Genomic DNA, 19847 nt, shown 5'->3' with positions numbered 1-19847 from the left:
TTACCGCTCCTTTCTAAGTTACTACTTTCTATGCTCCGTGTTTCTTAATAAATGCTTCAGTTACTCGTTTACCAAGTTCTTCCTGATCCATAAAACCAAATCCAAGAACAGTTTTCCCATCGTTAATTGCTGTTACCCCTTCTTCGATTGATCGCATGCCATGTCTTTCGGGATACCCGTATTTAGTAGCAGCCGTTAACGCCCCTGCACCACCACTGCCACAGAAAGAAATGCCTAAATCTGCCTTTTCTTGTTGCATCACATCTCCTAAACGCATATCAGCGCCCATTCCTGGAACAACAACCGCGCGACCACCTGCTTGCTCCACTCCTTTTGCAACATTTTGTCCTTTTCCTAAACGATCTGCGATAACTACTGTAATCATAACTTTTCCTCCTATTAATTGTTTTGTTTAGCAACTTCAAAATGAACAGCTAAAACATACCATTCATCTTCTGATAACTGACCAATTGCTTCTGTTGTTTCTTGTGCAATTTTCAACGTTTCTGGTGTTAGTTCCGTAAACAACGTCCGATCAACACCAGATAATGTCGTTCCTTCTCTTGAACGATTCAGCATCTCATTGAGATGGTTAATCAAAATCGTCCACTGTAATTCCGTTGGTTCAATTTGTGCTTCTGCTAATCGCGCACTGGTTTGTTTGATAATCGATTGTAGCTTTTCTGGTTCAGCACTTTGTCGAATGATCTCCTGTGCTTCCATTGCTAGTTCCATCCTCTTCCTCCTTTGGTTGTTCTAAATAATTAAGTAATGCTGAAATTTCAGCATGATTGACAGGTAACTCATTTTTAGCAAATAAACATTCAATTTGCCGAATTTCTTCTTGCCTTTCATGAGATACTTCTCTATTACAAGGAATCTCTTCGTATTGTTTATTAAACGTAATCCGATGTGTCATTAATAAAACGTGCAGTAAAAAGGCTTCTTGATATTCGCTCAGTAACTTTGTTTGAAACATTCGTTTTAACTCTTCATAAATAATATACGCTTTTACTAACAAATCTTGGCTTTGTATCCGTTCATTTTTTTCAATTACATCAGATTTCGTGGAGCGAGCGGTACCTTTTCCTTGACGTTTCCCTAATAAAATTTTATCGACCTCTTCCCGAATCAAACTTAAGTCTGTGTACGTCAACAATGGACTGACTTTAATAAATGGGTATGTCATTTCTTCAATTGGGAAAATACTCAATACCAAATCAGGCTTTTCTGCTTGAATCACTTCAGTTGCATTTAAAACAGAAGCAAATCCTGCGAGTTCAACGTTTGGTACTTCCTCTAAAATTTTTTGTTCAATTAAACTGGTCACACCTAAGCCCGTCGAGCAAACATACACAATCCTAACAACTTTAGCTTCCTGCTGTTGTCGTTCCTGAGCTGCCAAAAAATGCAACGCAATATATGCGCAGAAAGAATCGTTGACTAACAAAACAGAACGTTGAATTAATTGTTTACAAGCACTTTGAATAGCTAAAAATAACGCTGGGTGTTTTCCTTTGATTTCTTCAGAAAACGGATTGTATTCATTAATAAATAAATGTTTCTTTGTAAAACGTAAGGACAGGTGTGCAAACAAGTTCGTAAATAATTGGCGATCATTTACAAAAGGATAATTCAGCTCTTTTGAAACGCTTTCAATCACTTGCTTTGTTAATTGAACCATATCTTGCCGTTGATGGGTTCCGAATAAATCACTATAAATATAAAAATATTCATCCGCTAATAAAGGCAAGTCATACCGTTCAAACACCTCTTGTAAAAGTAAAAGTGGTACTTCGTTCCGTTGTTCAAAGCGTGTTTTTTGTGATAACACTCGGTAAGTCCCAATTGTATGTGCCATCTGCATACGTGCTGCGGCAATTGCCACTCTCAACGTAATAGATAATATTTCGGCATAATCAAATTGATTTTGATCGAGTGGATTAATTAAATTTCGCATTTTTTTCAATGCACTACGATAACAACCTTGAAACAATGTCCCTGACCCAAATTTAATTTTAGGGATCTTTTCAGCCCCTTTTGTCTTTGTCACATAGTTCATAATTTGGTAAATATCGTATTCTGTAAGTTCTTTTTGAGTGATAAATTCCATCAGTAAGCGTACATTGCTTTCTTCACCACTAATTGTAAATCCTTGCCGTGCTTGGCGAATTAAGGTTAAATCATATGCTTGCAGCAACCGTTCGACCTGTTCCAAATCACTAACAATTGTGTTTCGACTCACTAATAATTCATCTGCTAGCTGCTGTGCCGTTAAGTAACCTTTGACTGACAATAGCTGAAAAATCAATACATTGACTCGTCTTTTTTGATCAGGATAGGTTTCAAATCGATCGACATCGATAATTTCATTTTTTAACAGTAAGCGTTTAGAGTCAGGTAAATCTAGCCAGATTCCCTTATTTCGTTTTGAATAAAGTGTCTCATCGTGCTGTTCAAACCAAGCACGAATATCTTCTAAATCATACTTAATTGTTCGAACGCTGACAGTAAAGTTCTCAGCTAATTCTTGCGTGGTAATACTCCCTTCCAAATCCAAAAGCATCAATAAAATATTTATCGCTCTTTTGGACAACAACACGGTCATGCCTTGTCACCTCTTTTCTTTTCCCTTTACACTTAAAACTATAGCGTTATTTTATCTGTTCCACAACACAAAAAAGTTGCACTTATAAAAGTGCAACACTTCTCTTTTCATACAAAAAAATCCCTTAACAGTAGTAACTGTTAAGGGATACCACACTATTTATTTGCATAAATAGACAGAGACCTTCTCCACAAAAGTATTCTGTCCGACACGTTACAAATCCGGTAACTGATAGCCGTACTATCTGGTGTCGTTGTGTTTGACAATCACTAGCCGTCAAAACGGAATAGCCGAAGCTATCTGATTGAGTCAACTCGTCGCATAAAACACACTTTAACACAGAATAGTATGGATAGCAAGTTGTGGTAATTATTCTCTATCAAACCATTCTTGATAAAAACCTTCAACAATTTTGACGGTTGCTATCGTTAATTCTTTCGTCATTACGGGGCTAGTTAACTTTTTGTCTTGTAAACATTGATTCACATGATTGATTTCATACGTAAATTCACTAGTGAATTGTTCAGACCATTTGACAGTGTTGCCTTGAGTATCTGTATAATAAGCACAATCTGTTTTCCAGAAATTAGGAATAACGATTTGCCCTTTTGTCCCACAGATGGTCATTTCACTAGGTATCTTTAAACCAACATTAATAAAAATATTGCCCAGTGTCCCTTCAGCAAATTTCAAAGCTAAATTACATTGACTATCCGTCGCCCCTTGCTGATATGTTGCGGTTCCCGTAACCGCTTGAATTTCTTTCCCTAATACGTATTGTAAGTATTGTAATGGATAACTTCCTGAGCCATGAAGCGCTCCACCACCCGCTTCTCTCGAGTAAAACCAGGGAATATGATCCACATTGGGATAGGCAGTAACTGACTGAACCCATAAAATTTCTCCCAATCCCCCTTCTTGAATCGTCGCCTTTACTTTTTGGGTAATTGGTAAAAAGACAGATTTCTGAGCTTCCATTAGAAAAACCCCTTGCTCCTGTGCGATTGCGAAGAGTTCTTCTGCTTCAGCAGCATTTAATGTAAATGGTTTTTCCAGTAGGACGGGTTTTCCTTGTGATAACGCAAGCTTAGCTGCTGAGTAATGTCCTTGATTGTAGGTGGGAATATAAATAATATCAATTGTTTCATCCTTACATAACTCTTCATAACTGCCATAAGCTACCGGAATCGCTAATTCTTTAGCCATTTTTTGAGCATTCTCTAAACGCCTTGATGCAATCCCGCGCACCTCAGCTTGCGCGCTTTCTCGAAGCCCTGCTACAAATCTTGGGACAATTTGGGCAGTACTCATAATTCCATAACGAATTTTATCCATGTGATCGCCTCCTCTTTCACTATACGAGAAAAACGAATATTTGGAAACTATTTCAAAAAAAAAGAAACCGTTTCCCCAAAACGATTTCTTTATATGTAAATTAACGGATACCAACGCTAACTTTTAAAGCTTGATTGACCTGCTCCATCTCTTCACGAGAAAGTTGACAAACCTTGTGTAGCATTCGTTCTTTATCCAATGTTCGAATTTGTTCTAACAAAATAAGTGATGGCGTCCTGCACTCGTTATGGGGAATTTCGATGAGGACTTGCGTTGGTTGCAGCCGCTTGCTTACGTTACGGGTAATCGGTGCAACAATCAACGTTGGACTAAATAAGTTACCTTTGTTATTTTGAATAATCAGGACAGGTCGAATCCCACCTTGTTCAGAACCAACAACTGGTGAGAGATTCGCATAAAAAACCTCACCTCTTTTTATCATTCAGATTCCCTTCCCTCCTTTTCCTTTAAAAAATTATAGCATATTGTTTCTTTCAATATTTTCAACTTTTTAGCTACCCTTAAAATATTTGATAAAACAACCCTTTAAAAGTCAAAAAAAGCTTAAACAGTCGACTCTGATATAGAGACGGCTATTTAAGCTAACTATTACATTTTTGTTAAAATACTATCCACTTTTGTATTAATTAAATCAATAGCGACGTGGTTTTCGCCACCTTCTGGCACAATGATATCTGCATAACGTTTCGTAGGTTCAATAAATTGGTGATACATGGGCTTGACGACTGTCAAATATTGTTCAATCACAGAATCCAACGTACGGCCACGTTCTTCCATATCACGCTTGATTCGACGAATAATACGGATGTCATCATCTGTATCCACATACACTTTAATATCCATTAAATCCCTTAAGCGGCGATCTTCTAAAATTAAAATCCCTTCAAGAATAATTACTTCTTTCGGTTCTTGGATCACCGTTTCTGTACTTCTTGTATGCGCAACATAGTCATAAACTGGCTTTTCAATGGCTTGATAGTTTAACAGTTGTTCAACATGTTGAATCAATAAATCTGTATCAAACGCAAAAGGATGATCATAATTGGTATTTAAACGTTCTTCAAAACTCAAATGGCTCTGATCTTTATAATAAGAATCCTGTTCTAACATCATAATTGAATGATCGGGAAAATTATTAAAAATCGCACGGCTAACACTGGTTTTTCCGCTTCCTGATCCGCCAGTAACACCAATGATAATTGGCTGACTATCTTTCATGTATAAACCTCTTTCTTTTCAAAAACTTCATTGTCTTTTACTATTATAATGAAAACTCTGAAGAATGCCAGACCTTTTCCAAGACTTTTCATGTGATTTTTATCTTCTTATGAAAAATCTGCCCACACTTCTTTCAATTACAGTATACTTATCAATAAAAGGAGAATCCTACCTATGATTAAAAAAGTCAAAAAAGAAGCACTTACAACGGCGCATTACGCTCTTCTTTATGAGGCAGATCCCTCAAAAAAAATGGTGGCAGATTACATTACCCGCGGCATTTGCTTTGACTATCAGACTGAAGAACTTCAAGGAATTTTAGTCCTGTTGCCGACTCACCCACGGACATTGGAAATCGTAAACATCGCTGTCTCAGAAGAAAGCCGAGGGCGGGGCATCGGGCAAGAATTATTACATTTTGCCATTGATTTTGCCAAAAAAGAAAAGTATGATTCCTTGGAGATTGGGACTGGGAGCACAGGCTTTCAACAGCTATATCTCTACCAAAAAGTCGGTTTTCGAATGACACATATTGAACCAGATTTTTTTATCCATCATTATGATGAGCCTATTATAGAAAACGGCTTGCCTTTAAAGGATATGGTTCGCTTACGGTTACATTTAAGTTAAAAAGAGGTCGGGACAGAACCGTTTAGCTCCGAGAAATAAGAAGAAATTTCCGAAAATTGCTCTTTAATTTTTGGAGAATTTCGGCTTATTTCCGAAGGAGTTGGTTCTGTTCCCGCCGTTTATCAGTTTTTGAGCGTGGAGCAAAAATCCAAAGTGATTTTTGTCCCACGCTCTTTTTAATGCCCAAGAATTGGTAACAACTCATCTAGCTGTTGAATCGTATAATTGGGTTGAATGGTTGGTGTTGCTGGAGCGGAGGTCGGATTGAGCCAAACAGTCTGAATTTTCGCTTGTTGGCCTCCTTGAATATCTGAATGCAAAGAATCGCCAATAATCATTGTTTTTTCTCGACTAAAATTAGGAATCCGTTCAAAAACAAAATCAAAATACTCTTTCATTGGTTTTTGATAACCCACTTCTTCTGAAACAAAAATATCTTTAAAATAAGGCATTAATTTCGAATCTTCCAATCGACGATACTGTGTTTTTGCCACTCCATTTGTCACAATATATAAATCATAATGGGGTGCTAATTTTTCCAAGATACGTTGACTATTGCCAAGCAAGTCATGTCCTTGACTTAAATATTCTCGGTAGTTTTCTCCCATTTTAACGCTATCAACTTCTCGATTAAACGCGTCAAATAATAGACCAAACCGTGTATCAAGGAGAACATCTTTTGTTATTTTTCCTTCTTCAAATGAACGCCATAATCCTTGATTAATTCGGTGGTATGTTGACTCGACTTCAGATGTAAATGGTACATTTTCTTCTTCAAATAAGGCATGGAGCGCCTTCTTTTCAGCCAATTTAAAATCTAACAATGTATCATCAACATCAAAAAGCAATGTTTTCATTTCCGTTCCTCTTCTCTTTTCAAATTACTCGGTAACGCTTTGCTTGTTTGTTGTTTTTCAATAAAAAAATAAGGCAATAGCAATTGTAACTCTTCTCTTGTTAATGAACGATAAGCACCTAAAGGTAATTGCGGATCTAGCCGCAACGGCCCCATAGTTTGACGTTTTAAAGCAGTCACTTTTTTCCCCACAGATAAAAACATTTTTTTCACTTGGTGAAATTTTCCTTCTTGAATAGTCAGGAAAACATGACTCTCCGTTTCAGTCGCTGCAAGAACAGTTATTTTTGCTGGCTTACATTGAATGCCTCCTTGCAAAACAATCCCATCTTTAAATTTAGCACAATCTTCTGCAGAGACCAAACCATTGACTTTCACTTCATAACATTTCGCTACTTCTTTATTTGGCCGAATTAATTGATACCCTAATTGTCCATTATCTGTTAATAGAAGTAACCCTTCCGTATCGCCATCGAGTCTGCCCACTGGATAAAGACCAGGGCGTCTGTCTTGTGGTGCAATCAAATCAATGACTGTTTTTTTAGATGCATCTGAGACAGCACTAACCACACCTTTTGGCTTATTCAACATGTAGTACACATGGGTCTTATGCGAAATTAATTGTCCTTTTACTTTAATCATTTGTAATTGCGCATCGACATTTTGGCTTTCATTTAAAGTCACGATGCCATCCACAGTGACCTGCTTGCCTTTGATTAATCGTTTCACCGTTTTGCGTGATCCAAACTGAAGTTCTTCTAGTAATTTATCTAATCGCATTGTTCCGCTCCATTCTGGTATTAGTATAGTGGAATCCGTTAAAGATGAAAAGTGGAAAAAGGTAATTCCTTGACGTATAAAAATATAAGTGTTACGGTTAATAAGTAAAGTAAATAAAGGTTTCTCAAAAACAGCGTAATGACCTGGGAGAGAACAACGATAACAATGAACCATTCCCATGAGTGTTGCCTGGCAATATTTGTGGGGATTTTTTGATTATTGTTAGCATTTTTCTAGACAAGAACAACTGAAAAAAAAGTTTCTTTTTTCCATTATGTTTTGTTTCTGAGTTTAACCAAATCACTCATTATTTCAAGGAGGAATTAGGTTATGTCAGTACAATTAGAAGTTAAAGAAAGAGCTATCCGTCCACGTTCACTAAGAAATCAGCTACGTCACGAAGGGAAAGTACCTGCCATTGTTTACGGTTACCAAATTGAAAGTACACCAATCTATTTTGAAGAAAAAGACTTATCAAAAATTTTACGCGAACATGGTGCTAACACCGTTATTAAAATGACAGTTGATGGCAAAAACATCAACACATTAATGTCGAAAGCACAATTAGATACCTTTACTGGTCAAATGCTTCATGTTGAATTCTTATCTGTAAATATGAAAGAAACAACAGAAGTCGAAGCAGAAGTTCAATTAATTGGTGAATCTGCAGGTGTGAAAGCTGGGGGTACCTTAGCTCAAAACTTGTACACTGTTTTAGTGGCAGCCACACCAGATAAATTGCCAGAATCAATTGAAGTAGATATTACAAACTTAGAAATTGGTGATGCTCTTACAATCGCTGATTTACCTGAACACAAAGACTATGAAATTTTAACTGATCCAGAAGAACAACTAGTTGCTATTGTTGAAGCACAAACTGCTCCTGAAGAAGAAGAAGGAACAGCTGCTGAAACGACTGAACCAGAATTAGCCGAATAAAGAGTACACTTTTGTTCAGCTGATTCTCTTAAGTTTTAGAAATGGGATGTACGTTGAAACAACGTACGTCCCATTTTCTTTTTACTGCATGTCTTGATTTCTTCACATAAATGATGACACCTGCAAAGCTAGGAAGCTACAGAGGAATATTAAATTTTTGCTAATCTACGCAACATTTTCAAACGAAACAATTTCTTTTTTTTAAATTTGCAGTATACTAAAAGTAAGTAAACAAAAAGGAGGTCATCCATATGTTTGAACGTTTTGATAGTGACCGTAGCCGCTATGCTTCATTAGGTGTTGTTTCCAGCTTACCTAGTGGCTTAATTGATAGTATTTGGTTGATTATTGACTTAAATCTAAAAGGGGTTATCCCTTTAAACGACTTACTTCACTTTGATTTGTTGAACAATAATGGCAAAGTGACTGTCCATTTTTCTCAAGAAAATAGTTCAGTAGAAATGGCCATCGACTTACCATTTAGTTATTCTACGGCATATCCGTCGCGAATTTTTGCTTTTGATGATGGCCATCGTGAAACGATTTTATTACCTGCAGAAATGTTAGAATCTTAAATAATTTCAACAAAGTAGCCTCAAATTCCGATTAAAACTGGAATTTGAGGCTACTTTAATTTCTTTTAGTTATTCTACAATAATTTGTTTACTACTTCCTGCAGCATTTTCAAAATTAATAGTAAAGGTTTCTGTTGCATCATCATAAGTGATTCCGTCACTTTGACTAATTACTCTGCTGTAATCTTTTGGTATTTTTAAAGTCAGTGTCTTAGTTGTTTGTGTGGGATCAGAGAAAGTATACGTTTTTTGGTGTTGTTGTGTCTTTCTCATTAAAGAAATAGCTTTATTTGAGGTAATCCCTGCTATTGTACCGCCAGTTTCTGACCAAATGTTAACCCCAAGATAGCCTTCTTCTTCTTGCTTAACTGCTTGAATTTCTTCTGTATTTGAGAGAACTTCTACTGTTTTTTTGGCAGCATATGTTTTTAAATCAGTTTCATCGATTCCTGGTAAAACTACATAAGCATAATGCTCGTTCGTTGGGTGTTGACCATGTTGAATCGTAAATGTTCGATAATCACCTACATATTCTTTATCACTTGGAAATGCTTCATTAATTGCTTTATAGGTTCCTTTTCTAGTTTCACTTTTAACATTTACCGTTGTTTCTTCTGGAAAATAATAACCCATATTAGCATTGGAATGATCCGACTTTAGTAATAACCATTGTTTTTTACTCGTTTCATTTTTCTCATGAATCTCCCCAATATTTGATAGCACTTGATACTGATAGGCATCATTTAACAAACGATTATCAACAACTGTCTCAATCGAAGCTTCTGTATCCCCTTTAATTCCTGCGCCTAATGCGATAATTTGCCCACTTAATACAAACCAAGATTTTTTAGCTTGTAGGTTCATAGGTAAAAGTTTCCCATTATTTTTGGTCCCGTCTTTATTAAGAGCCATCCCTACTACTGCCTGATTTTCTGACGTTACTCCACCAACCCATTGCTCTTTCGATGTGATTGTTGTAAATGCTGAAACTTCATCTGCCAAAGAAATGGTATCTACAGTTGTTCCTGGTAGTCGATAGGGATCTACAGTTGGCCAATAGCTGGAATTAAATTGAACCTCGTCATCATTATATACGTACATCATTCCGTCACCAGTGTGCCAGCCACGTTTATTTTCTTTATTCCCTGCTTCAAAAGATGCAGTGCGCTTTGAATACAAGCCTAGCCCAAACATATAACTAGGTGTGCGTTGGACAAATCGATCCATCGAAGCATAAAGTTTCGTGCCTGTAAAAGGAAGTTGCCCTCCCGTAATTTCTGGATTAGTTAAAAGTTGCATAGTCATCTGTAAATCATTAAAATCACGAGCATTTGTCAAATAATAATCTGGGTTCTCCTTCATCCAATATTTAACGGCTTCTTGAAATTTCTTTTGATAATTATTAGGAGCAAATTTAGCCACAATTAATAAATTATACATGGTAGTTGAGCCATAGCCTGTTTTTCCAACTGCTGGGGCTCTTGAGATGGAACGGCCATTCACAGTTGGTAGCATTTCACCTTTATAAATCAAAGGAAGAAAGGCACGATCAACATTTTCAACAAATTCTGTCACAAGAGTTGCATCCATTTGAAAAGATGAATCTGCTGTAATGGCCAAAATTTGTCCAACCCCTTTCACCAAAACATTGCCATACGAACCTGTATAAGGAATGTTATTGTGCTGGATAAAAGAACCATCTTGGTAAAAACCATCACCTTTTGTGACTAATTTAAATACATCGACGATACTACTGGATGCTTGGTTAATTTTCCCGCTATCCTTTTGTAAAATTCCTAACCCCAAAACAGTTAAAGCTAAGTCCGTGCGGTTCGCTCCTGATGTCACAAAATTTGGGATAAAAGCTAAATCCACAAACGTTCCTTGTGGTTTTGTATACAACTGTTTAAACGGATCTGGGACATAACTGCTCAGCGCATTTGTATAGATTTGTTGCTTTTCTGGAGAAACTTTATCCTCTAAAATCATTAGAATATTAAGAAACTTCTGTGGCACACCAATTTGCCAGTCCCACCAATTTCCGTGGTACTTTTTCCCATCATACCCTTTTTGCGTTACCATAAAATCTAAGCCATCAATAATGGTTGCTGCCAATTTGTCATCTTGGTAAAGCGTACTCCCCTTCGTTCCATAGGCTAACGCTAATTTTTGCAATTTGGTAAATTGAGTCGTTAAATCAGCCGATGGCGTATTGCCAGGCTCTAGTGGCCATAAATAGCTGCGGTTCGGCTCTTTATTCATCGTTTGATCGAGTTCTGTTGCTTCATTGGAGATTTTTTGGACGTAGTCTACAAGCGCTTGGTTAGTTGAATCATATTCTTTTGAAACAAGCTGATTTCGCCATTTTTCTTTTAATTCTCGGTATTCTGCAGATGAATCGATAACAGGAATGCTACCAACGGAGCCACTTTTCATAGAAATGATATTCAGCTTTGATAGATTACCAAATAGTCTAATTCCTATAGCGCCCGTCCAGTCATCATTAATGGACGTACCATCAGGATAATGAACCTCTTCATTTTCATAAAATAATTGATCATTCAGGAATGTTTGAATTTTTTTCCCGTCATAGCGAACCAGCAGTTTATATTGTTGGCCACTTAGTAATGTTGGTCCCGGAATATTAGTTAGCCATTTACCGCCTGGTTGTCCTAATTGCCAGCGGCCGTCACGATTATAAGCAAAAGATTGCCATTGACTCGTCTTTTGTTTATCTCCGCGAAAAACCAATCCGAAGTTACTTTGTCCTTCATATAAAAAGGTTAGTTCAAGATCTCCTGAAGATTGTTCGCGTGCATCAAGATTGATAGAGACAGATTCGAGGTTTGTCCCTTGCTTCGTGTTTGCGATCCATAAACCAGTAGAATCATTCTTTTTTTCTGCTGTTCCCACCAAATCTTGCCAATGCCCAACTTGATTGGGGAAATCTGAAATGTAAGAGGGTTGCTCAATCGTTTGGCTTGCTTCGTTTTCTTCTGCAAAAGTAAGGGTGGTTCCCATAAATCCACTCGTCAAAGCAGTAAACAGTCCGACCAGCATTACCCATATTTTCCTGTTTTTCATTCTTTCTCCTCCTAAAAAATTATCGTAAAACGCTTACATCCGAATTAGAGAAAAAGAGTGAAGAAAAATACTTTCTACACTCTCCGACTCTCTGAAAATCACTTAATATACTTTTTACGCCAAAATACCAAAGGCACTCAAAACAATCGATAAAATTAAAATAATCCAAATCACTCGTGTGGAATTTAATTTCTTTTGACCTAACATCCAATAAGTTAAAAGAACAAGTAAGATTGGAACTAAGGAAGGTAAAATTGCATCTAACGTATCTTGAATAACTAATTCGACCCCGTTCTTTTTATAAACAAAAGGAACTGTCGCCTTGATAACTGAAGGAATTAAGGCACCAATCACAGTCACACCAAGAACAGTTGCTGCATTCGTAAAGGCAGATAACTTGTCTTTTAAGGTCGTCACTAGTTTGACCCCTTGCTTATAACCAAGTGGTAAGAGCGCGGCCCGACCAAACAATAGTGCAATATTTGCAATAATCCAAATAACACAGCCAACCACCGAACCATTTTGAGCCAGTGTCCCTGCAACAGAGCCGAAAATCGTCCCCCAAATAACGTGGAATAAAGAGTCTCCAACGCCTGCCAAAGAACCCATCAGAGCTGTTTTTAGCGCAATAATTGTTTCTTTCGCTTTATAGCCATCTTGCTCTTCAATCGCAACATCAATCCCCATAATTAAATTCCCAAAAATAGCATTGGTGTTAAAAAATTGATTGTGTGTGCGCATCATATCTTGAAATTGTGCTTCATCATGACCATAGAATTTTTTTAAAACAGGTAAGATGCCGTATAAATATCCTGAACTCATCATACGTTCATAGTTCCAGTTTAATTGGCTTCCTAAAATATAACGCCAGCTAATTGCATTTAATTCTTTTTTTGTCAGTTTATGCTTACTCATCGCCGTCATACCCTCCTTCAAAATCACCATTTCCTGTTGTTGCTTGTGTCGTGCTTTTTGCCCCATCACGTTTAAATACAAGCATCGCTGCTACCATCCCAACTATCGAAACACCTAACATTGGAACTTTTAAATAAGCCGCTAAGAAAAAGCCTAATAGTAAATAGGGGATATATTGCTTCGTTGGCAAGTAACGTAATAAAATCCCTACACCGACAACAGGTAATACTCCTCCAGCTGTCTTTAAGCCCGTCATTAGCCATTCTGGCATGTTATCGGTAATCGTTGTTACTACAGCATCCCCCGCTAATAACATTAATAAAATCGGAATGGCACGAGACAGTCCCCACAGAACAGAACCAGATAAAACTAAGCGTGGAATCCGTTTTACTTGCATCTTATCAATCGCTTTATCGACACTATGAAGTAAAAAGACATTACAAAAACGGGCCACTACATCTAGTTGCAACATCAACAGAGAAACAGGAACAGCTAAACCAATACCATACTCCGCTCCTTTTCCAGAGATTACAGCGAAAGCGGTTCCTAAAACAGCCCCTGTGAAATAATCAGGTACCGATGCTCCACCAAAAGCAGCAATTCCTAAACGCATTAATTGAAGAGTGCCGCCAACCATTAAACCAGTTTTTAAATCTCCCATAATCATTCCAGAAATCATTCCAGCAATAGCTGGTTGCGTCAACGTATTTGAAATAAGTGAGTCATTAATAGCAATAAACGCATAAATAGTAATTAAAATAATTTGATACGCTGCTAAATGCATTGAAATTTCCTCCTAAATTTAAAAATATTCTTTCTTAGTCTGACAGTTTTAGCCGCGTAATTTTTTCATAAAATCAACGACTGGATCGTTTGGAACTAATTGGGCTGTCACAGTGACGCCTTTTGAAGCGATTGTTTCAAAAATTTGTTCTTCTTCTGGTAAAACTTGAATACTTTTTGTTACTTCGCGTGCTCCTTCTTTGTAACTCATATTCCCAACATTTACAGTTTTGATAGGTCCTTGCGCTTCGATAAAGCGGAGCACATCTTTCGGATTTTTAAATAATAAAAATAAACGCTGTTTACCATATTTTCCTGATTGAATATTTTTAGCGGCAGCCTCTACTCCAAGAACAGATAAACGCATCGAAGAAGGCGCTGCCATTCTCAAAGATGATTTTTGTAAAGGATCTGTAGCCGCCTCATCATTGGCTACAATTATTCGCTGTGTACTAAGACTTGTCGACCAAATTCCCGCTACTTGTCCATGAATTAACCGTTCATCGATCCGTGTGTTTACAATATTTTCTTTTCCAGCATATTGACTATAGTTACTTAATTCTTTTTCTTTGCTGGCTTCTGAAATCTCTTGTTCTGCTTGATTCATTCCAGCCTTTACATCAACAATATTTTCTTGTGCTAAACAAACTAATTCTTTAATCGAAGCCTGTTGATTAACCACTGCTTCAATCACAACAGAGAGCGTCATCCCTGCAATAATTTCCACTCCGTCAACGTTCAAATAATTCTTAGTTGCCACGTTACATGGCGTTCCTCCTAGTAAATCAGCAATAATCAGTGTCGTACCGTTAAGGGCTTTCATTTTTTCATTTAGCTCTTTCTCAAATTGAAGATTGTCGCTATCTGGTCGTAATGAGACTGTATGCACGTGTTCTTGCCGACCAACGATCATTTCTAAGCTAACTTTGACGCCTTCAGCCATGCTACCATGACTAATTAGTACAATGTTTTCCACGAATTTCCCTCCCTAGATGTAGGCGATCCTACTTAACATGTTATGTTCTCTACGAACTTACTATAACACATACTAAGTTATCCGTAAACCTAATATCTTAATATATTGAATTTATTTTTTTGAATTCTTTAAATAAAAATTGTCTTTCCTCTTTTTCAAAGTGTTTGCTAAAGGCTAGTTAACATGTTATGCTTAATTCATTCGATTACTAGAATGGAGGCAATCGCATGTTACCTAAATATGAACAAATTAAACAAGACCTTTTACGTGAAATAAAAAATCATACCTTTATTCCTGGTGATAAATTTTATTCTGAAGCCGATATTAAACGAAAATATGCTGTTAGTTCTATCACAGCTGTCAAAGCACTGAATGAGCTAACCAGTGCAGGTTACTTGTATCGTATCCAAGGAAAAGGGACCTTTGTTTCGAAATCAAAAGTTTCTCAAAATGTAAAATTTTCTGATATCGAGTTGCATTCTTTAGACTCTGAAAAAGTTAAAGTCCTTTCAATTGAAGAAGAAAATCAAGCCGAAATTTTAAAGGAATTAGGCTTACCAGCTAACGCTTCTTATTATAGAATCAAGCGTGTACGCTATTCTGAAGATACACCCTTTCTCGTACATATCACACATCTTCCCAAAAAGCTTGTTAAAGAGCCGCTCTCAAAGGACCTCACAGCTTATGCAAGTGTGTATGAACGAGTCCGTAAAGATTTTTCAGTAGACCTCTTCTCGTTGGCTTCTGTAGAAACAAATGAAATTGTCTTTCCCGAAGATGCTGAGTTATTGAATTTACTTCAATTAAGTTTTCGTGAACCCGCTGTTAAACAAGTTAAACATTCCTATCTCGCAGATGGTAGTGTTGCTGAATATATTATTAGTTATAAACATTGGAAATATTTCAAAACCAAAATAGAAGTAGAAGCCGAATAAATTTCAGCTTCTACTTCTATTTTTTTAATCTATGATTACTTGATTCGTAAATTTCAAGTACTCAATTTCAATTCCCTCTGTTTCAAAAATTACTACTTCATTTTGTCCTTGCTGTAAAAATTCTTTGGGACAATACAGCGAATGAATGGGGCCTATTTCCCAATAACGACCTAGATGATGACCATTGACCACAACGAATCCTTTGCCGTAGCCTCGACAGTCAATATACGTGTCTGCTAGCTGTTCTAATTCAAATGTTACTTGATAAAATGAAGGCTGCAATGGATTTTTTCCAGCTGTGTAATCAATCTTGGCTAATTGCTCTTGTGAAAAAGTTAAGGGATAGTGTTGATAGCCTTGATGAAAATGAATGTCTTGCATCACTCCACCTCGAATTCCTTTACTTTGTGTCGGATTATTTAATTTAAAGCCATAATTAACGCGACCTAAATTTTCCACTAAGATATCTAACGCAAGTGTGTCTTTTTCAGTTTGTCCTGAAACGAGTAGCTCTTCTCCCACTGTCTCTTGATATTGGGTAGCAGCTAAATCTCCATCTACATAAATGTGTAAACGATCACTGGCCTCGACCACTTTTAGTTTATTTTCATGATGATAATTTTTTAAATCAAACGAATAAAGCAAGTAGCCATAGCCTGAGCCAGCTTCTTCCATACTTAATGGATACGCGGTGGTCTTCGGTGTCATCATTTGATCTTTTACTGCGAATAAGGATACGCTAGCAGTTACTGGAAAGCTTCCTAAATTCCCCAGTTTTTTCGTGCGTGGTTGTGCTTGCCAAACTTCTGGACATGCTTCTTTAATTGCTTTTTGAACGGCATAATATTTTTCTGTTGGTTCTCCTGCTTCTGTTAATAAAGCATCATAATCATAGCTAGTGACTTGAGGTAAATCTTTTGCACCTCGCGCCGAACACCCATTATAAAAGCCGAAATTTGTTCCTCCATGAAACATATAGAGATTTAAAGAACCCACTGCCAGCATATCTTTTACTTCCTTCGCCAAGTCGGTACCTTCTCGCTGAATCACTGGTTCACCCCAACGATTGAACCACCCATCCCAGTATTCCATGCACATCAACGGCCATTTTTTACCATGACGAGTCATAAATTTTTTCAAAACGGCAGCATTTTCTTTCGAATGACTACCAAAATTTCCTGTCACAAAAACATCCTCTTCAATTAACGTCCCCGCATACAGAACCTCTTCCCAAGCGCCATCAGATGTAAAAAGAGGAACCTCAATCCCCAGTTCTTCCATTATCTGCTTGGTTTGTCGCAAGTACGCTTTCTCCATGCCATAGGACCCATATTCATTTTCAACCTGCATCATGATCACTGGTCCACCTTGTGTTATCTGCAGTGGTGCTAGTTTAGGCAATAATACTTGAAAATAGTTACGAACTTTAGTCATAAAAATAGGATCTGTCGAACGTAATCGCACGCCTTTTTCTTTCAAAAGCCATGCTGGTAAGCCACCAAACTCCCATTCTGCACAAATATAAGCCGAAGGACGCAGAATAACTAGTAAATTCAGTTTTTCTGCCACGCGGACAAATGCTTCAATGTTTTTCATTCCTTCAAAATCGTATACGCCTTCTTCTGGTTCATGAATATTCCAAGGAATGTAGGTTTCTACTGTATTAGCCCCTAAAGCTTTCAGATTATAGAGGCTATCTTCCCATTGTCTAGGTGTCATTCGAAAGTAATGAATCGCCCCGCTAATAATTTTTATTGGTTGTCCATTTAATAAAAAGTCTTCTTTAATCTCAAACGTTTGCATCATTTTTCCCCTTTACCAGTATCTTTGCCATGATGGTTTTGCTAAACGCATTAAGGCTTCCATGTAAAAATAATCGCCCCATAAGTTGGGTTCATCAATCCCTTTTCCTTCTGCATGTGCGTAAACACCATGGAGTAGCAGTCCTTCATTTTCGGAATCATTTTGCGTACGATAATATTCTCCTAATTGATAAATCATTCCTTTGGCAAGCTCTTTCGCTTGAGGAAAAGCCTGTAGTTTGTCTGCTTCCAATAAACCACATGCCGCAATTGCCAGTGCCGAGCTATCTTTGTCAGATGGCATTTGGTCATTAAAATCAAAATCCCAATAGGGAATTAAATCTGCTGGCAAATGAGCTAGAAAAACCTCCACTATTTGTGGATACATTTCTGGAAATGGTTGGGAATGGAGAAATGTTTCGTTTAGGGGAATCCCTAAAATTGCCCAACTTTGGCCTCGTGCCCAAATGGAAGTATCACTATGTCCTTGATGCGTAGCTCCATGTTTTGGTTTGCCTGTTTCTGGATCAAAATAATAGGTATGATAAGTTGTCGCATCGGATTTAATCACCGTTTTCATTAACGTATGATAGTGACGTGAGGCGATTTCCTCATAAACCCTATTTCCAGATAATTTAGTTGCTTCAAATAAAAGCGGTAAATTCATTAATGAGTCGATAATTAATCGATATTCTTTGGGATCACCATAATGGCCCCACGCTTGGATGAAGGAGCCATTTTCTTGGAATCGTGCTGACAATACTTCAGCGGCAGCTAGCACTTCTTGTTTACAGCGCTCATCACCGGTAATTTTATACCCAGCACCCGCCGATAGACTATATAAAAAACCAATGTCATGGTGGTCCAAAACAAAATGCTCCTCTAATCGTTGTTGAAAGCTGTCAATATTTTCCATTGCCAGTAAACGAAATTTTTCTTGGTGAGACCACTCATATGCCAGCCAAAGCATGCCTGTCCAAAAGCCATTGGTCCAATCATCGTTAGCTTTGAGACGATATCGACCATTCGTAGCACAAGCTGAAGGAAACTGTGTTCCGAAACGCTGCATATTTTTAGCAATTTTTGAAACGCATTCATTTAATTGCGTTTGAATCCATTCATCTGTGACATTTTCTCCTAGAGAGATCAGTCTTTGTTTATTTTCTTGACTACACATCTCCATCACTCCTTAACTTGTTAACATATTAACTTATTGTATTATAACGTAAAAGAAAATAAAAAGCGACCTTTCTTGATTATTTATCTTAAAAACAAGAGCGTGGGACAAAAATCACTTTGGATTTTTGCTCCACGCTCAAAAACTGATAAACGGCGGGAAAAGAACCAATACTACGCGTTGCTCCGATCTCAACAACTTCTAAGAGCTAAAGCTCTAAGAGTTGAAGGTCCTTCGGAAATAAGCCGAAATTGTTGAGAATCACGAAGAACGTAGTGATTCGATGATGAACAATACCTACTTGGTCTCCAAAAATCAAAGATCAATTTTCGGAAATTTCTTCTTATTTCTCGGAGCTAAACGGTTCTGTCCCGACCTCTTGTTATTTATTCCGACCGAATACTTCAATTTGGGTCAACGCTGGAAACGGAGAAGAGTCCAGCGCTTTTCGTAAGCATTTTAATGTCAAAGTTTGTGTTGTTTTCATTGGGAACTTTATTTCTTGAAAACAGGCGGTATTCGTTGTGGCAACTACTCGTTCCTCTCCATCTGAAAAGGCTAAAGTGACTTCCTCCCAATAGCTATCATGTGGGTAATCCGCCCGAAATAACAAGCGGATCCAGTCCGTTTCTACAGGCCTGCCAAAGTCAATCGTTAACTGTGCCTCCTTTTGTTGGTTAATTCCCCAAGAAGCAAATGGATACGAGCCATGAGAAAGGTTACCAAACTTAGAATCAATAGCATTTTTCGCAAAGAAAACAGCATCGTCTCTCGTTTCAACGTTTGCATACGCATGAGGATAGGCTCCTGAATATTCTTTTTGGTCATGTGTATTCATAGAAAGATTTTGATAATTGTCTTTTTCAAACGTGTGCGCTTGTCGAACCATTATTTGGTGCCTTGCTGAATGAAAGGCCGTATCAACAAAAGCTTTTCGAGCAGATTCTTCTAATGGAATTTGATATTCCCAAACTTTTTCTTTTAGATAAATCAATGAAGGAGCCAAAGTTTCATCTAATTGAACCATCAAATAAGGGATAGCCCCAGTATAAGTCACTACAATTTTATCGCCAACTTGATAAAGGTACTGTTTAATTGCTAATACCGCTAACGTGTCTCCCTCCGCCACGAATGGCGCTTCTGGCTTCTCGTGATCGATTCGGCCAGTAATAATCTGATTGTCTTTATTTTTCAATTCGATTTTTATCATTTT

General features: G+C 37.4%; 19 protein-coding genes. 4 read left to right on the top strand and 15 right to left on the bottom strand.

Going from position 1 to position 19847, the window contains the following annotated elements; translation table 11 throughout:
• Nucleotides 1–28 precede the first annotated feature (28 nt).
• From IGK86_RS03145 to udk, 6 genes are all read right to left on the bottom strand, one after another.
• A complete protein-coding gene (locus IGK86_RS03145) occupies nucleotides 29–385 on the bottom strand; it encodes a glycine-rich SFCGS family protein (RefSeq protein ID WP_002355707.1) in 357 nt (118 codons plus the stop codon).
• A gap of 14 nt (nucleotides 386–399) precedes the next feature.
• Complete coding sequence (locus IGK86_RS03140; protein ID WP_002393661.1) at nucleotides 400–723, bottom strand: PRD domain-containing protein; 324 nt, start codon at nucleotides 721–723, stop codon at nucleotides 400–402.
• The gene (locus IGK86_RS03135) at nucleotides 689–2608 is read right to left on the bottom strand and encodes a BglG family transcription antiterminator (RefSeq protein ID WP_010828585.1); all 1920 of its coding nucleotides are present in this window, start codon (nucleotides 2606–2608) and stop codon (nucleotides 689–691) included. Before IGK86_RS03135 ends, IGK86_RS03140 begins: the two co-directional genes overlap by 35 nt.
• A gap of 369 nt (nucleotides 2609–2977) precedes the next feature.
• Entirely contained in the window at nucleotides 2978–3943 is a 966-nt protein-coding gene (locus IGK86_RS03130; protein ID WP_025193965.1) for a Gfo/Idh/MocA family protein, read from the bottom strand.
• Nucleotides 3944–4043: 100 nt separating this feature from the next.
• Entirely contained in the window at nucleotides 4044–4385 is a 342-nt protein-coding gene (locus IGK86_RS03125) for a type II toxin-antitoxin system PemK/MazF family toxin (RefSeq protein ID WP_002355703.1), read from the bottom strand.
• Nucleotides 4386–4552: 167 nt separating this feature from the next.
• Nucleotides 4553–5182 (bottom strand): uridine kinase, encoded by a 630-nt coding sequence (gene udk, locus IGK86_RS03120; protein ID WP_002355702.1) that lies wholly within the window; start codon nucleotides 5180–5182, stop codon nucleotides 4553–4555.
• 174 nt (nucleotides 5183–5356) lie between these two features.
• Between udk and IGK86_RS03115 the strand changes: the two genes are divergently transcribed.
• Complete coding sequence (locus IGK86_RS03115) at nucleotides 5357–5812, top strand: GNAT family N-acetyltransferase (protein ID WP_002386989.1); 456 nt, start codon at nucleotides 5357–5359, stop codon at nucleotides 5810–5812.
• A 176-nt stretch (nucleotides 5813–5988) separates the two neighbouring features.
• On the opposite strand, the gene IGK86_RS03110 is transcribed toward IGK86_RS03115, so the two are convergent.
• Nucleotides 5989–6669 (bottom strand): YjjG family noncanonical pyrimidine nucleotidase, encoded by a 681-nt coding sequence (locus tag IGK86_RS03110; RefSeq protein WP_002355700.1) that lies wholly within the window; start codon nucleotides 6667–6669, stop codon nucleotides 5989–5991.
• Nucleotides 6666–7448, bottom strand: a complete 783-nt coding sequence (locus tag IGK86_RS03105; protein ID WP_002361308.1) for a pseudouridine synthase — start codon at nucleotides 7446–7448, stop codon at nucleotides 6666–6668. Before IGK86_RS03105 ends, IGK86_RS03110 begins: the two co-directional genes overlap by 4 nt.
• A 330-nt stretch (nucleotides 7449–7778) precedes the next feature.
• Between IGK86_RS03105 and IGK86_RS03100 the strand changes: the two genes are divergently transcribed.
• Together IGK86_RS03100 and IGK86_RS03095 are read left to right on the top strand one after the other, a co-directional pair.
• Nucleotides 7779–8387, top strand: coding sequence for a 50S ribosomal protein L25/general stress protein Ctc (locus IGK86_RS03100; protein WP_002358773.1), 609 nt, complete (start codon nucleotides 7779–7781; stop codon nucleotides 8385–8387).
• A gap of 251 nt (nucleotides 8388–8638) precedes the next feature.
• The gene (locus IGK86_RS03095) at nucleotides 8639–8962 is read left to right on the top strand and encodes a DUF960 domain-containing protein (protein ID WP_002355697.1); all 324 of its coding nucleotides are present in this window, start codon (nucleotides 8639–8641) and stop codon (nucleotides 8960–8962) included.
• Between the two features lie 69 nt (nucleotides 8963–9031).
• Here the strand turns inward: IGK86_RS03095 and IGK86_RS03090 are convergent, their stop codons facing one another.
• The 4 genes from IGK86_RS03090 to IGK86_RS03075 form a co-directional block, all read right to left on the bottom strand.
• Nucleotides 9032–12046 (bottom strand): polysaccharide lyase 8 family protein, encoded by a 3015-nt coding sequence (locus IGK86_RS03090; RefSeq protein WP_438742006.1) that lies wholly within the window; start codon nucleotides 12044–12046, stop codon nucleotides 9032–9034.
• Nucleotides 12047–12160: 114 nt separating this feature from the next.
• Nucleotides 12161–12961, bottom strand: coding sequence for a PTS system mannose/fructose/sorbose family transporter subunit IID (locus tag IGK86_RS03085; RefSeq protein WP_002383066.1), 801 nt, complete (start codon nucleotides 12959–12961; stop codon nucleotides 12161–12163).
• Complete coding sequence (locus IGK86_RS03080; RefSeq protein ID WP_002358771.1) at nucleotides 12954–13745, bottom strand: PTS mannose/fructose/sorbose/N-acetylgalactosamine transporter subunit IIC; 792 nt, start codon at nucleotides 13743–13745, stop codon at nucleotides 12954–12956. The genes IGK86_RS03085 and IGK86_RS03080 overlap by 8 nt, the downstream gene beginning before the upstream one ends.
• A gap of 48 nt (nucleotides 13746–13793) precedes the next feature.
• On the bottom strand, nucleotides 13794–14687 hold the full coding sequence (locus tag IGK86_RS03075; protein ID WP_002383065.1) for a PTS mannose/fructose/sorbose transporter subunit IIAB: 894 nt from the start codon (nucleotides 14685–14687) through the stop codon (nucleotides 13794–13796).
• A 260-nt stretch (nucleotides 14688–14947) separates the two neighbouring features.
• On the opposite strand from IGK86_RS03075, the gene IGK86_RS03070 reads away from it, so the two are divergent.
• The gene (locus tag IGK86_RS03070) at nucleotides 14948–15655 is read left to right on the top strand and encodes a GntR family transcriptional regulator (protein ID WP_002366233.1); all 708 of its coding nucleotides are present in this window, start codon (nucleotides 14948–14950) and stop codon (nucleotides 15653–15655) included.
• Nucleotides 15656–15679: 24 nt separating this feature from the next.
• Here IGK86_RS03070 and IGK86_RS03065 read toward each other — a convergent pair whose 3' ends face one another.
• The 3 genes from IGK86_RS03065 to IGK86_RS03055 all read right to left on the bottom strand — a co-directional run bounded on the left by IGK86_RS03065 (nucleotide 15680) and on the right by IGK86_RS03055 (nucleotide 19844).
• A complete protein-coding gene (locus IGK86_RS03065) occupies nucleotides 15680–17458 on the bottom strand; it encodes a glycoside hydrolase family 35 protein (protein ID WP_033627779.1) in 1779 nt (592 codons plus the stop codon).
• Nucleotides 17459–17470: 12 nt separating this feature from the next.
• Nucleotides 17471–18634, bottom strand: a complete 1164-nt coding sequence (locus IGK86_RS03060) for a glycoside hydrolase family 88 protein (protein WP_010706698.1) — start codon at nucleotides 18632–18634, stop codon at nucleotides 17471–17473.
• Nucleotides 18635–19016: 382 nt separating this feature from the next.
• Nucleotides 19017–19844 (bottom strand): hypothetical protein, encoded by an 828-nt coding sequence (locus tag IGK86_RS03055; protein ID WP_016616966.1) that lies wholly within the window; start codon nucleotides 19842–19844, stop codon nucleotides 19017–19019.
• Nucleotides 19845–19847: the final 3 nt, after the last annotated feature.

Source organism: Enterococcus sp. DIV1206 (assembly GCF_051712485.1).
GTDB lineage: Bacteria > Bacillota > Bacilli > Lactobacillales > Enterococcaceae > Enterococcus > Enterococcus faecalis.
This window is presented reverse-complemented; position numbering and strand designations above follow the sequence as displayed.